We start from the raw sequence: 14,088 nt of genomic DNA on the forward strand, positions 1-14,088 counted from the left end.
CCGGGGCTTGAGCTTGCGCGAAGCGTTGTATCAGAAGCGGAAACCGGCGCTCAGGCCGTAGACCAGCGGATCCACCTCGGCGGTGCCGACGTTGCCCAGGGTCTCGACGGTCACTTCGGTGTCGAAGTCGAGCTTGCGGACGTCGGCGCGCACGAAGAAGTTCTCGGTGAAGTACATGTCGGCGCCCAGGGTCAGGCTCAGGCCGTTGGCGTTGTCGCCATCAATGCCCAGGCCGGCCAGCGCGCCGCGGGTCTTCTCGCCCGAGACGTTGACCATGCCGTAGCCGGCGCCGATGAAGGGACGCAGCTTGCCCTCAGTGTTGAAGTGATAGTTCAGGCTCAGGGTGGTCGGGCGGTGCTCGACGGTGGCGATGGTGCCGAGGCCGGCCAGCGTGACTTCATGCTCGAACGCGGTCAGGCCGCTCCACAGCTCGATCGACAGATTGTCGTTGAAGCCATAGGCGAAGCTGCCGGTGAGGCTCCAGTCATCGTTCACGGTGGCGCGGGCGCCGGCAACCGTGCCGTTGTTCGATTTCGGGTCGGTGTTCTGGTAGCCCAGGGTGGCGGTGAAGGATTGGGCATTGGCGCCGGAAGCGGCGAGCGCGCCACCGAGGGCGAGGGCGATCAGGGCGATGCGGGACATGGTGTGGCTCCTAGCGGGGTTATCGGGGGGCCGGACTGTTCCGGTTGACGCATGGTCCGCGAGTGCCCTTCAACTCCCGGTGAGGTTGGCGTACATGGCGCGTGAATGGTTTTTACGCCCGGGGAACTCCGCGCACCCGCGGGGGTCCATGACTACAGTCACTGTCACCATGCGCACGCGCACGGTCGCTTCCGCGGCCCGCATGATGATCCTGCTCTCCAAGGTGTGATTGCGCTCAGGCCCTGACCGGCCTCGCCAGGATGCGAACAGCACGCGTGTCCGAGGCGTTTGCGCTCAACCAAGACCCCCGTTCCGACGGGGGTTCTTTTTGTCCGGCGCTTGGCCGCTGCCGATGAACGGGGGACAATGCCCCGAGACTCTCTTGCAGAACCCAGGTGAACCATGGCCGAGCTTAAAGAAGCGCGGGTGCCGGATATCGGCGACGACAAGGATGTGCCGGTGATTGAGCTGCTGGTGCAGCCGGGCGACAGCGTAAAGAAGGACCAGGGTCTGGTCACGCTGGAATCGGACAAGGCGACCATGGAGGTCCCCGCGCCTTTCGACGGCATCGTTCGCGAGCTGAAGGTCAAGGTGGGCGACGAGCTTTCGGAAGGCTCGGTGGTGGCCATGATCGAGCCAGCCGCCAGCAGTGACGAGGCCGCCGCCAAGCCCGACGTCGCCAAGCCGGCTGCCGCCAAACCCGAGGCCGCGCCAGCCAAGCCGGCCGCGGGAGCTTCCGAGTCCGAGTCCGCGCCGCCGTCCGCGCCGGCGCGGCCTGCCGAACCGCCACGCGCGGCCGCGGCCTCCGCCGCGGCGCCTGCCCGAAGCAGTCCGCCCGTGACTTTCGATGCCAAGGCGCTGTCGCCTGGCAAGGTGCCGCATGCCAGCCCCGCGGTGCGGCTGTTCGCGCGCGAGCTGGGCGTAGATCTTGCCCAGGTCAGCGGCAGCGCCCGCGCCGGCCGCATCAGCAAGGACGACGTACAGGCCTTCGTTAAGGCGGCGATGGCCGGCGGCGGTGCGCCGCGAACGGCCGGTGGCGGCGGCCTCGACCTGATCCCGTGGCCGAAGGTGGACTTCGCCAAGTTCGGGCCGGTCGAAAGCAAGCCGCTTTCGCGCATCCAGAAGCTCAGCGGCGCCAATCTTGCGCGCAACTGGGCCATGATCCCGCACGTCACCCAGTTCGACGACGCCGACATCACCGAGATGGAGGCCTTCCGCAAGAAGCTGGGTGAGGAAAACAAGGACACCAAGGTCACGCCGCTGGTGTTCCTGATCAAGGCCGCGGTCGCCGGGCTGAAGAAGTTCCCCAACTTCAACGCGTCGCTCGACGGCGACAGCCTCGTGCTCAAGCAGTACTTCAACATCGGTATCGCCGTGGACACGCCCGATGGCCTGGTGGTGCCGGTGATCCGGGATGCGGACCGCAAGGGCCTGCTTGACCTGGCCAGGGAGTTGGGCGAAATAAGCGCCAAGGCCCGCGACAAGAAGCTCAGCTCGACCGACATGCAGGGCGGCTGTTTTTCGATCAGCTCGCTGGGTGGTATTGGCGGCACCGCATTCACGCCGATCATCAACGCCCCCGAAGTCGCCATTCTTGGCGTTTCCCGCAGTGCGATGAAGCCGGTATGGAACGGCAAGGATTTCGACGCCCGCCTGGTCCTGCCGCTGAGCCTGAGCTACGACCATCGCGTGATTGACGGCGCGGCTGCGGCCCGCTTCACCGCCTATCTGGCGCAGGTGCTGGGCGACCTGCGCCGGCTGCTGCTCTAGGCGCCGCGGATGGTGATCCTGGCCGCCGCCAACGCCGCCGCAGGCAATGCCGGCGCGCCCGCGACCGGCTGGCTGGCCAAGGTGCTGTTCGAGGCCGGCGACGTGGTCGTGACCACCGGCGGACTCGCGGCCGCCGTGGCTGCGTTGGCGGTCGCGTGGACCCTGTCGTGGCTGATCCGGCGGGGACTGATGCGGCTTTCCAGGCGCGATGGCGCCCGCGATCGTAAGGCGGCCATCTATACGGTCGGGCACGTCATTCACTACCTGCTGCTGGTCATCGGCCTGCTGGTGGCGATGGAGTTCATTGGCCTGCCGGCCAGCCGGTTTGTTGTTTTCGCTGGCGCCATCGGCGTCGGCCTGGGCTTCGGCCTGCAGGCGATTTTCAATAACTTCATTTCCGGGCTGATCTTGCTGTTCGATCGCAGTCTGCGGGTCGGCGACTTCGTCGAGCTCGAGTCGGGCGTGCACGGCGAGGTCAGCGACATCAATATCCGCGCCACCCGCATCACCACCAACGACAACATCGAGATCCTGGTGCCGAACTCCGAGTTCGTCAGCGGCCGGGTCGTAAACTGGACCCACAATGAAGTGTCGCGGCGCTTGCGCATCCCGTTTGGCGTGGCCTACGGCAGCGACAAGGAAGTGGTGAAGTCAGCGGCACTGGAGGCCGCGGCAGCCGTGCCCTTCACGCTGGCACAGGAAGGCGCGCGCCGCCCTCAGGTCTGGCTGGTCGGTTTTGGCGATTCGAGCCTGGATTTCGAACTGGTGATCTGGCTGACGGCCGAAGCCACCAAACGGCCTTCTGCGGTGAAGGCCGCCTATAATTGGGAACTGGAATCGGCCTTGGCGCGTCATGGCCTGGAAATTCCTTTCCCACAGCGCGACCTGCACCTGCGCAGCGCCTTCGGGCTGAGCGACAAGCAGGCCTGGGCCGCCCTGGGTCGCCCGGCGCCGGAGCCAGCCAGCAGCGCGCCCGCCCCCCAGGCCGGGCACAACGATGCCACCGACGACGTCGAGCGCGAGATCGCGCAAAGCCCAGCCAGGCCGGATACCGATGCCTGACCTCACCCCAACCAAGGACCGACTGATGCCCAATAGCGACGACAGCCGCTCCAAGCTTTTCATCCGCAAGGCAACGCGTGCCGACATTCCCGGCATCATCGCGCTGTCGGCCCGCACCTATGGCGAGCGCATGGCTTATACCCCCGAGATGGTGGGCGGGCAGCTGGTGCAGTTTGCCGATGGGCAGTACGTAGCCGAGTACGACGGCGTGATCGTTGGCTATTGCGCCACCTTCCGCATCGACGAAAAGTCGGCGCTGGCGGCCCATGGCTGGCGCGAGATAACGGGCGGCGGCTACGCGTCGCGGCACGATGCCACCGGCGATTGGCTCTACGGCATGGAAGTGTGCGTCGATCCAGACCGCCGCGGCCTGCGCATCGGCCGCCGTCTTTACGATCGTCGCAAGCGCCTGTGCCTGCAGCTGGGCCTGAAGGGCATCGTGTTCGGCGGTCGCCTTCCAGGGCTGTCGCGGCGCATGAAGCAGTTCGGCAGCGCCGACGCCTACGTGGCTGCAGTAAGGGAAGGCCGGGCGCGCGACCTGACGCTGTCGTTCCAGCTCAGCAACCAGTTCGAAGTGATCGGCGTCCTGCCGGACTACCTGCCGTCCGACCACGAGTCGCTCGGCTATGCCGCGCACCTGGTGTGGCGAAACCCGAGCTTCTCCGATCATCCGGCGATCCGTACCGCCCAGCGCAGCGGCGATCTGCCGGCGGCGGTGCGGGTGGCGACGGTGCAGTACCAGCAGCGCCGCATCAAGACCTTCGAGGAATTCGCCACCCAGATCGAGTATTTCGTGGATATCGCCGCGGACTATCGCAGCGATTTCGTCGTCTTCCCCGAGCTGATCACCCTGCAGCTGCTGTCGATCGAGAACAAGCCGCTGTCGCCCTCGGACTCGATCCGGACGCTCACCAAGTACACCACGCAATACCGCGAGCTTATGAACAAGCTCGCGGTGTCGTACAACATCAATATCATCGGCGGCTCGCATCCGACCCAGATGGATGATGGCGACATCCACAACATCTGCTATGTCGCCCTGCGCGACGGCTCGGTGCACGAGCGCGAGAAGATCCACCCGACGCCGAACGAAGTGCACTGGTGGAAGATCGCGGGCGGCGACAGCGCCGAGGCCATCGCCACCGACTGCGGCCCGATCGGCGTGATGATCTGCTACGACTCCGAGTTCCCGGAGCTGGCGCGGCACCTGGTGGACCAGGGCGCGATGATCCTGTTCGTTCCCTACTGCACCGACGTGCGCCAGGGTCACCTGCGCGTCCGCTACTGCTGCCAGGCGCGCGCGATCGAGAACCAGGTCTACGTGGTCACCTCGGGCAACGTCGGCAACCTTCCGGGCGTCAACAACTTCGACATCCAGTACGCGCAGAGCTGCATCATCACGCCCTGCGACTTCCCGTTCGCGCCGGAAGGCATCGCCGCCGACACCACCGCCAACGCGGAGCAGGTTGCGTTCGCCGACCTGCGGCTCGACGACCTGATGCAGGCGCGTGCCTCCGGTACCGTGCAGAACCTGCGCGATCGCCGCCACGACCTCTATCAAACCACTTGGAAGCGCCGCGTCTGATTGGCGCCACTAGGAAAAGAACATGGGCAATACGATCGAACTCAAAGTGCCGGATATTGGCGACGACACCGACGTGCCGGTGATCGAACTGCTGGTCCAGGTCGGCGACACCGTCGCCAAGGACCAGGGCCTGGTCACGCTGGAGTCGGACAAGGCCACGATGGAAGTGCCCGCCAGCGCCGCCGGCAAGATCACCGAGCTGCGAGTGAAGCTGGGCGACACCGTGTCCGCCGGCGACGTGATCGCTCTGGTAGAGGCGGCGGATGCCGCTGCCGACGCCGCGCCCCCCGCGGCGGCAGCTGCCCAGCCCGCGCCCGCCAAGGCAGCAACCAGCGACAAGCGCAGCGTGCCCGAAGCCCCGCCGAGCACAGGCACCGAGAATTCGACCGCGTCCCCGGACACCGGCCGCAAGCCCGACCTCGAATGTCGCATGCTGGTGCTCGGTGCTGGACCGGGCGGCTACACCGCCGCTTTCCGCAGCGCCGACCTCGGCCTGGACACGGTGCTGGTGGAGCGCTACGCCGACCTCGGCGGCGTCTGCCTCAACGTCGGCTGCATCCCGTCCAAGGCGCTGCTGCATGCCGCCGAAGTGCTGGTCGAAGCCAAACACGCCGAGGCGTTCGGCATCAGCTTCGGTGCGCCGAAGATCGACATCGACAAGCTGCGCGCGCACAAAGAGAAAGTGGTCGGCCAGATGGTTAAAGGCCTGGCGAGCATGGCCAAGCAGCGCAAAGTGCGCACGGTGACCGGCGTCGGCAAGTTCGTGTCGGCCAACGAGATCGAGGTGAGCGAGTCCGAAGGCACCAAGCTTATCCGCTTCGAGCAGTGCATCATCGCCGCCGGCTCGCAGCCGGTGAAGCTGGGCGGCTTCCCCTGGGACGACGCCCGCGTGATGGATTCCACCGACGCCTTGATGCTGGTCGACATCCCCAAGACCTTGCTGGTGGTCGGCGGCGGCATCATCGGGCTGGAAATGGCCTGCGTTTATTCCGCGTTGGGCAGTGAAGTCACCGTGGTCGAGTTCATGGACCAGCTGATGCCCGGTGCCGACAAGGACCTGGTAAAGCCCCTGGCCGACCTGCTCAAGAAGCGCGGCGTGGCCGTGCATCTGGGCTGCAAGGTGGCCAAGGTGGACGGGAAGAAGGACGGTCTGCACGCGAGCTTTGAAGGCGCGTCAGTGCCGGCCAATACCCGGTACGACCGGGTGCTGGTGTCGGTGGGCCGTACGCCCAACGGCGGCACGCTCGACGCCGGCAAGGCCGGGGTCGAAGTCAGCGAGCGCGGCTTCATCGCGGTGGACCGGCAGATGCGCACCAACGTGTCGCACATCTTCGCCATCGGCGACCTGGTGGGTCAGCCCATGCTGGCGCACAAGGCCACGCACGAAGGAAAACTGGCGGCCGAAGTAGCCTCCGGTGCGAAGAAGGAGTGGGTGGCGCGCGTGATTCCATCCGTGGCCTATACCGATCCCGAGATCGCCTGGGTCGGCGTCACCGAAACCGAGGCCAAGGCCCAAGGGCTCCACGTGGGCGTGGCGAAATTCCCGTGGGCGGCATCGGGCCGGGCCGTGGGTATTGGCCGCACCGAGGGCTTCACCAAGCTCATCTTCGACGAGGCCAGCGACCGCATCATTGGCGCCGGCATCGTTGGCGTGCACGCCGGCGACCTGATTGCCGAACTTGCCCTGGCCATCGAGATGGGCTGCGAAGCCGCGGATATCGGCCACACGATCCACCCGCACCCGACGCTCAGTGAGTCGGTGGGAATGGCGGCCGAGATCCAGGAAGGCAGCATCACCGACCTCTACCTGCCGAAAAAGAAGTAGGCCCGCGACGCGTCCGCTGCGGCGGACTCAGCTGAAGGCGAACCAGCAGACGGTGCAGATCAGCACCAGGCCGATCAGGTTCAGCACGACGCCCTCGCGGAACATGCGCGGTGCGTCCACCAGGCCGCTGCCGTAGGCGATGGCATTGGGCGCGGTGGCCACCGGAAGCATGAAGGCGCCGCTGGCCGCCAGCACGGCCGGGAACATCAGCAGCGCCGGATCCACGCCGATGGCCAGACCGGTGGCCGCAAGGATCGGCATCATCAGCACGGCGGTGGCGGTGTTGCTGGCGATTTCGGACATCATCAGCACCGAACCCACCACGATCACCAGCAGCAGCGGCAGCGGCAGTGCCCCCAGGCCCGCCAGCTGGCCGGCCAGTGCGCCACTGAGCCCGGAGGACTGAAAGGCGGTCGCCAAGGCGATGCCGCCGCCGAACAGCACCAGCGCGCCCCAGGGAATCGTTTCCGCGGTTTCCCAGTCGAGCAGCCTTCCGCCGCGTCCATCGGACACCACGCACATCAGCACCACCGCCAGCAGGGCCACCGCCGCGTCATTGGCGCCCGGCACGGCCAGCAGCGCGCTCCAGCCGCCGAACGGCTCGGTGCGGAAAACCCAGGCCAGCGCAGTCAGCGTGAACACCGTCAGCACCCGCTTCTCGGCCGGGGTCCAGGGCCCGCTTTCAGGCAGCACGGCCGCCGGCGTTCCACCCAGGCCGCGGCCCAGCCACCAGCCCACTATCGGCAGGAACAGCAGCACCACGGGCAGGCCGATCGTCATCCAGTCCAGGAAGCCATAGCGCGTTCCCGTGGCCTCGGCATAGACCTGCATGAACACCAGGTTCGGCGGTGAGCCGATCGGCGTACCCAGCCCGCCGATGCTGGCGGAATAGGCGATCGCCAGTATCAGCGGCGCCTGCAGCCGTTTGTCCGGGTAGTAGTGCAGCACCGCCAGCGCCACCGGCAGCATCACCAGGGTGGTGGCCGTGTTGGATATCCACATGCTGACCAGGCCGCAGGCGGCGATAAAGCCATAAAGCAGGCTGCGCCCGCTGCCGCCGCCAAAGGCGCGAACCATGCCCAGCGCCAGCCGGCGGTGGGCGCCGCTGCGCTCGAGCGCGCGCGAGAGCATGAAGCCTCCGCCCAGCAGCAGGATCAGTTCATGGCCATAGCTTTGCGCCACCTGCTTCGCATCCAGTACGCCCAGTACCGGGAACACGGCCAGCGGCAGCAGGGCCGTTACCGGCGCGCGTACGGGTTCGAGCACCCACCACATCGCGCACCAGCCGGTGATTCCCAATGTGACCGCCAGCGCGTGCGGACTGCCCTGTGCCAAGGCGAGGTAGTAAAGCGAGATCGCCAGCAGCGGCCCGGCCGGCAGCGCGAGCCGGCGCAGCATCAGTCTTGTCCGTCGCCTGAGCGCGGCAGTTCCGGCCGCGCCGAGGGACCCAGCGCCAGCGCGGCCTTGGCCATCAGATGCGCGCTGACCGGCGCGGTCATGAACAGGAACAGCGTGATCAACAGCTCGCGCAGGCTGGGCTGTCCCTGCATCAGCTGCCAGAGCATGGCCGCCAGCAGCACACCGCCCACGCCCAGGGTGCTGGCCTTGGTCGGGCCGTGCAGGCGCTTGTAGAAGTCGCCCAGCTTGGCCATGCCCCAGGAGCCGACCAAGGCGAAGCCGCCGCCGAGCAGCAGCAGAGCGCAGACGAGGAATTCCAGGGCCGCGTTCATTCGATGATGTCCCGGCGGATGACGAACTTAGACAGCACCACCGTGCCGACGAAGCCGAGCATGGCGATCACTACGGCGGCTTCGAAGTGCATCGTGCTGCCCTGGCGCAGGCCGACCAACACCAGCACCGCGATCGTATTCACGTACAGCGTGTCCAGCGCCAGGATGCGGTCGGGCAGGGACGGGCCGCGCAGCAGCCGGAAAAGATTGAGCAGCATCGCCAGCGAAAACAGGCCAAGCGTAATGTCCAGGCAGGTCTGGATCACGGGAATATCTCCCTGAGCGGTGTCTCGTAGCGCTGCTTGATCAGCGCGATGGTCGCGTCGGCGTCGTCGAGATGGAAGCAGTGCACCAGCAGGTGGCGGCTGTCGGGCGCCAGTTCCGCCGACAGCGTGCCCGGCGTCATCGTGATGATGCCGGCGAGTGCGGCGATGCCATGTACGTTCCGGATATCGAGCGGCACCCAGATGAAGGCCGGGTGGATCCGCGATTCGCGGCCCAGGATGCGCCGCGCCACATCAATATTCGACAGCACGATATCGCCCAGCACGCGCAGGCCCAGGCGCGCGGCCAGCAGTGGCCGTTGCAGGTTTGCCGGCTCGCTGCGCAGGCGCTGCGCCGCCAGCGGCAGCACGATCGCCAGCACCGCGGCCAACAGCAGGTGCGCCGGATCGAACGTGGCCACCAGCAGCAGCCACACCACGAACACGGCCAAGCTCAACAGCGGCGCCGGGAACCAGGTCTTCATGGTGTCACCCCGGGCTGCGGCTGCGCGCTGCGCACCTGTTCGATGTAGCCCGCCGGCGCCATCACCTGGGCGCCCGCGTCCTGGGCATAGCGCAGCACCGGCCCGCCGAACACCGCCAGCAGCACGCCCAACGCGAGCAGCGCGAGGGTGGCGCCCACTTCACTCTTGCGCAGGGCCGGAACCCGGCCCGGCGGCGGCACCTCGCCACCTTCGCGCCAGAAAACATGGCTGCCGGCGCTGGCCAACGCCACCAGGCTCAGCAGGCTCGTGCCCAGCAGTACCGGCCACAGCCAGGCCACGTGCGCGTCCGGCACCGCCGCCAGCAGACTGAACTTGCCAATGAAACCCGACAGCGGCGGCAGTCCCGCCACCGAGATTGCCGCTACCAGGAACAGCGAGCCCAGCAAGGCCTTCGGACCGAGCTGGTCGAACTTGCGCAGGCTGTCGCCGGCGTTGTCGCGCTGCTTGCGAATCAGGTCAGCGAGCAGGAACAGCGCGCCACCGATCAAGGTGCTGTGCATCAGGTAGTAGAGGCCTGCGCCCACCGCTTCGGCGCTGGCCAGCCCGAGCGCGATGAACAGCGTGGCCGCCGAACCCAGCACCAGGTAAGCCGCCAGCAGGCGCAGCGACGGCGCCGCCAGGGCGCCCAGGGTCGCCAGCACCAGGGTGGCCGCGCCCAGCGGCAGCAGCCAGGGCCAGGCCAGGCCCGCCAGTTCGCCGGCCTCGACGCCGAACACCAGGCTGAAGACGCGAAGCACCGCGTACACGCCCAGCTTGGTCATGATCGCGAACATCGCCGCTACCGCGGCCGGACTGCGGGCATAGGTTTCGGGCAACCAGAAGTACAGCGGCAGCAGCGCCGCCTTGGCGCAGAACACCACCAGCAGCAGGCCGGCCGCCGCCTTCAGCGCCGCTGCCTCGGCGGCCGGAACCTGGCCAATGCGATGCGCGAGTTCGGCCATGTTCAAGGCACCGGCGAGACCGTAAATCAGGCCCAGCGCCACCAGAAACAGCGTTGATGCAGTGATGTTGAAGGCCACGTACTGCAGGCCGCTGCGCATCTGCAGGCCCCGGCCGCCGCTGAGCAGCAAGCCGTAGGACGCGATCAGCAGCACCTCGAAGAACACGAACAGGTTGAACAGGTCGCCGGTGAGGAAGGCGCCGTTGAGACCCATCAGCTGGAACTGGAACAGCACGTGGAAGTGCGGCGCGCGCCGGTCCCAGCCGCCGAAGGCGAACACCAGGCAGGGCAGGGCCAGCAGTGCCGTGGACAGCAGCATGATCGCCGACAGTCGGTCGGCGACCAGGGTGATGCCCAGGTGCGCGGCCCAATTGCCGACCAGGTAGGCGCGGGTGCCGCCGTCGTCGGCCTGCAGCGCCAGGGCTACGGCGATCGCGATGCCGCCCAGGCAGGCGACGCTGCCGATCCAGCGCTGCACCCGCACCCGACGCGTGCCGAGCACCAGCAGCACGATGCCCGCCAGCAGCGGCAGCAGGACCGGTGCGGCAACCAGATGCGGGCTCATGGGCGCGCCTTCGGTCGCGGCTCATCGCCGTCGACGTGGTCGCTGCGGCTGTCGCTGCGGCTGCGTATGGCGACCACCAGCAGCACGGCGGTCATGGCGAACGCGATCACGATGGCGGTCAGCACCAGCGCCTGCGGCAGCGGGTCCGCATGGTTGGCCAGGGTCGGCGCCACGCCGTCCAGCAGGATCGGCGGCTTGCCCACGACCAGGCGACCCATGCTGAAGATCAGCAGGTTCACCGAATACGACAGCAGGGTCAGGCCGAGGATGATGTCGAAGCTGCGCGCACGCAGCAGCAGGTAGACGCCGCTCGCGACCAGGACCCCGATGAAACTTGCCAGCGCCAGTTCCATCAGCCGCGCCTCCCGGTCGTCGGGGCGCGTACGCTGCCCATCATCCCCAGCATCAGCAGGGTGCCGGCGGCCACCACCAGATAGACGCCGATGTCGAAGGCCATGGCGCTGGCCATGGGCAGTTTGCCGAGCAGCGGCACGGCGATGTAGTCGGTATGGCTGGTCATGTAGGGATAGCCGAGCAGCCAGCTGCCCAGGCCGGTGAGCAGCGCGGCCAGCAGGCCCAGGCCGATCACGCGCGGGTAGTCGAAGCCCAGGCGCTGCTCGACGTAGTCGGTGCCCGAGAGCACGTACTGCATCAGCATCGGCACCGCCAGCACCAGGCCGGCGATGAAGCCGCCGCCGGGCAGGTTATGGCCGCGCAGGAAAAGATAAAGCGAAACCGCCAGCGCCAGCGGCAGCAGCAGGCGGGCGACCAGGTTGGGGATCAGCAGGGGGTCGGACGCCCCGGCGATGACGCGCTCGGGCAGCATGCGTGCGCGCCGAAGCAGGGCGTGCACCACCAGGCCGGCGATACCGAATACGGTGATTTCGCCCAGGGTATCGAAGCCGCGGAAGTCGACCAGGATCACGTTCACCACGTTGCTGCCGCCGCCCTCGGGCAGCGACAGCGCCAGGATCTCGGACGACACCGTGTTTAGCGGGCGGGTGATGACCGAATACACCAGTGCCGCAGTGCCGCCGCCAGCGGCGAGGGCGATCAGGGCGTCGCGCCACTGGCGCAGGCGCGAGCGTTCTAACGGCGACTCGTCGGGCAGGTAGTTCAAGGCCAGCAGCATCAACGCGATGGTCGCCATTTCCACCAGCAGCTGGGTCAGGGCCAGGTCCGGCGCCGACAGCAGCACGAAGGTGAGGCTGACCGCCAGGCCCACGGCGCCCATCACCACCAGGGCCAGCAGGCGTCGGCGATGCAGGGCGACGGTGGCCAGCGTCGCGGCGACGCCGATCGCCCACACCAGCCAGCCCAGGGGCGGCATCGGCTGCGCATCACCCGGCGACAGCGAGGCGCTGAGGAAGGGCGTCGTGCCCATCACCAGCGCCGCGATCACCATCAGGCCGAGGTAGCGCTGAAGACTGCCGTTCTCCAGCGTGGCGGTCAGCTTCGCGGCGCCGTCGCCGGCGCGTTCAAGCAACCATTCGAAGCTGCGGCGCCCGAGCGAGTCGTAGCTGATGCCGTAGAGGTCGATCAGCTTGCGAATACCGAAATACAGCGCGATGCCGGCCGCCAGCCCGAACAGACTCATCATCAGCGGCACGTTCAGGCCATGCCAGATCGCCAGGCTGTATTCCGGCACCCGGTCGCCCAGTACGCCCGTGGCGGCGGCCTGCAGCACCGGCGCGATGGTTATTGCCGGCACGATGCCGACCGCCAGGCAAACCACCACCAGCACCTCGACCGGAATACGCATCCAGTGCGGCGGCTCGTGCGGCGTGGACTCCGTTCGCGCCGGACCCTCGCCAAAGAAAGTGTCGTGCACGAAGCGCAGGCTGTAGGCGACGCCGAAGGCACCTGCCAGCACGGCGGCGACGGCGATGCCCATGCGCATGAACTGATGGCCTTCGACCTCCAGCGCCTCGGTGAAGAACATTTCCTTGGACAGGAAGCCGTTGAGCAGCGGCACGCCCGCCATCGCCAGCGACGCGATGATCGCCAGCGCACCGGTATAGGGCATCAATTTCAACAGTCCGCCCAGCCGTCGCATGTCGCGGGTGCCGGTTTCGTGGTCGATGATGCCGGCCGCCATGAACAACGACGCCTTGAAGGTGGCGTGGTTGATGATGTGGAACAGGCCCGCCACCACCGCCATCGGCGTGGACAGCCCGAACAGCAGCGTGATCAGGCCCAGATGCGAGATGGTGGAGTAGGCCAGCAGACCCTTGATGTCGTGCTGGAAGATCGCGTGCCAGCTGCCCACCAGCAGGGTGATCGCGCCGATGCCGCTGACCACGTAGAAGAACAGGTCGCTGCCCGCCAGCGCCGGATGCAGTCGCGCCAGCAGAAACACGCCGGCTTTCACCATCGTCGCCGAATGCAGGTAGGCCGACACCGGCGTCGGCGCCGCCATCGCATGCGGCAGCCAGAACTGGAACGGGAACTGTGCGCTCTTGGTGAACACCGCCAGCAGCACCAATCCCAGGGCCGCGGGGTACCAGGGGCTGGCCAGGATCTGCGGGCCGGCGGCCAGCACCACGTCGAGCTCGTAGCTGCCGACGATGCGACCCAGCAAGATCACGCCACCGAGCAGCGCCAGGCCACCGGTACCGGTAATGGCCAATGCCATGCGTGCGCCTTCGCGGGCGTCGCTGCGATGGTTCCAGAAACCGATCAGCAGGAAGGAGCTGACGCTGGTCAGCTCCCAGAACACAGCCATCAGGATCAGGTTGCCGGCCACCACCAGGCCCAGCATCGAGCCCATGAACAGCAGCAGGTAGCTGAAGAAGCGCGGCATGCTGTCTTCTTCGCTTAGATAGTAGCGGGCGTAGAGCACGATCAGGCCGCCGATCGCCAGCACCAGGCCCGCGAACATCCAGGCCAGGCCGTCCAGGCGAAGCGACAGCGCCAGGCCCAGCGTGGGCACCCATTCGGTGATGCTGCGCACGCCGACGCCGGCCAGCACCGGCGGGGTCATCAGCGCCAACAGGACCAGTCCGGAGACGGGCGCCAGGCCAGCCAGCCACGCCGCGCTCCGCCGCCGGTCGCGCGGCAGCAGCCCGATAATCAGGGCCAACACGAAGGGAATGGCAAGCAGTGTTTCTAGCATCGCGGTCCTTGCTGGTCGACGCCTCGCGGCCTGCGGCGCGGGGCGGCGGTCGGGTTCGGCATCGCGCGAAGCGATGGCTGTTGCT

11 protein-coding genes and 1 pseudogene are annotated in these 14,088 nt (G+C 67.4%); 4 read left to right on the forward strand and 8 right to left on the reverse strand.

Annotated elements, in window-relative coordinates; genetic code table 11:
• Window positions 1-30: 30 nt before the first annotated feature.
• Window positions 31-642, reverse strand: coding sequence for an OmpW/AlkL family protein (locus ACYVGY_RS01125; RefSeq protein ID WP_460455652.1), 612 nt, complete (start codon window positions 640-642; stop codon window positions 31-33).
• 402 nt (window positions 643-1,044) lie between these two features.
• Here ACYVGY_RS01125 and ACYVGY_RS01130 point away from each other — a divergent pair, with 402 nt between their 5' ends.
• From ACYVGY_RS01130 to lpdA, 4 genes are read left to right on the forward strand one after another with little or no spacing between them, the layout of a single operon-like run.
• The gene (locus ACYVGY_RS01130; RefSeq protein WP_460455653.1) at window positions 1,045-2,412 is read left to right on the forward strand and encodes a dihydrolipoyllysine-residue acetyltransferase; all 1,368 of its coding nucleotides are present in this window, start codon (window positions 1,045-1,047) and stop codon (window positions 2,410-2,412) included.
• A 9-nt stretch (window positions 2,413-2,421) separates the two neighbouring features.
• Complete coding sequence (locus tag ACYVGY_RS01135) at window positions 2,422-3,474, forward strand: mechanosensitive ion channel family protein (RefSeq protein WP_460455654.1); 1,053 nt, start codon at window positions 2,422-2,424, stop codon at window positions 3,472-3,474.
• A complete protein-coding gene (locus ACYVGY_RS01140; protein ID WP_460455655.1) occupies window positions 3,467-5,059 on the forward strand; it encodes a GNAT family N-acetyltransferase in 1,593 nt (530 codons plus the stop codon). Before ACYVGY_RS01135 ends, ACYVGY_RS01140 begins: the two co-directional genes overlap by 8 nt.
• Window positions 5,060-5,081: 22 nt before the next feature.
• Window positions 5,082-6,884 carry a dihydrolipoyl dehydrogenase gene (lpdA, locus tag ACYVGY_RS01145; protein WP_460455656.1) on the forward strand — a complete coding sequence of 601 codons (1,803 nt, stop codon included), beginning with the start codon at window positions 5,082-5,084 and terminating at the stop codon, window positions 6,882-6,884.
• Window positions 6,885-6,911: 27 nt separating this feature from the next.
• On the opposite strand, the gene ACYVGY_RS01150 is transcribed toward lpdA, so the two are convergent.
• From ACYVGY_RS01150 to ACYVGY_RS01180, 7 genes and pseudogenes are all read right to left on the reverse strand, one after another.
• Window positions 6,912-8,282, reverse strand: a complete 1,371-nt coding sequence (locus tag ACYVGY_RS01150) for an SLC13 family permease (protein WP_460455657.1) — start codon at window positions 8,280-8,282, stop codon at window positions 6,912-6,914.
• Window positions 8,282-8,614: a Na+/H+ antiporter subunit G gene (locus tag ACYVGY_RS01155; RefSeq protein ID WP_460455658.1), complete on the reverse strand. Its 333-nt coding sequence runs from the start codon at window positions 8,612-8,614 to the stop codon at window positions 8,282-8,284. Before ACYVGY_RS01155 ends, ACYVGY_RS01150 begins: the two co-directional genes overlap by 1 nt.
• On the reverse strand, window positions 8,611-8,832 hold the full coding sequence (locus tag ACYVGY_RS01160) for a K+/H+ antiporter subunit F (RefSeq protein WP_460456238.1): 222 nt from the start codon (window positions 8,830-8,832) through the stop codon (window positions 8,611-8,613). The genes ACYVGY_RS01155 and ACYVGY_RS01160 overlap by 4 nt, the downstream gene beginning before the upstream one ends.
• A 44-nt stretch (window positions 8,833-8,876) precedes the next feature.
• Window positions 8,877-9,362 carry a Na+/H+ antiporter subunit E gene (locus ACYVGY_RS01165; RefSeq protein ID WP_460455659.1) on the reverse strand — a complete coding sequence of 162 codons (486 nt, stop codon included), beginning with the start codon at window positions 9,360-9,362 and terminating at the stop codon, window positions 8,877-8,879.
• Complete coding sequence (locus tag ACYVGY_RS01170) at window positions 9,359-10,888, reverse strand: monovalent cation/H+ antiporter subunit D (protein WP_460455660.1); 1,530 nt, start codon at window positions 10,886-10,888, stop codon at window positions 9,359-9,361. Before ACYVGY_RS01170 ends, ACYVGY_RS01165 begins: the two co-directional genes overlap by 4 nt.
• On the reverse strand, window positions 10,885-11,241 hold the full coding sequence (locus ACYVGY_RS01175; RefSeq protein ID WP_460455661.1) for a Na+/H+ antiporter subunit C: 357 nt from the start codon (window positions 11,239-11,241) through the stop codon (window positions 10,885-10,887). The genes ACYVGY_RS01170 and ACYVGY_RS01175 overlap by 4 nt, the downstream gene beginning before the upstream one ends.
• 14 nt (window positions 11,242-11,255) lie before the next feature.
• Window positions 11,256-14,003 (reverse strand): annotated as a pseudogene (locus tag ACYVGY_RS01180) (monovalent cation/H+ antiporter subunit A); the annotation flags it as partial.
• Between the last annotated feature and the right edge of the window lie 85 nt (window positions 14,004-14,088).

Source organism: Arenimonas alkanexedens, from assembly GCF_054781355.1.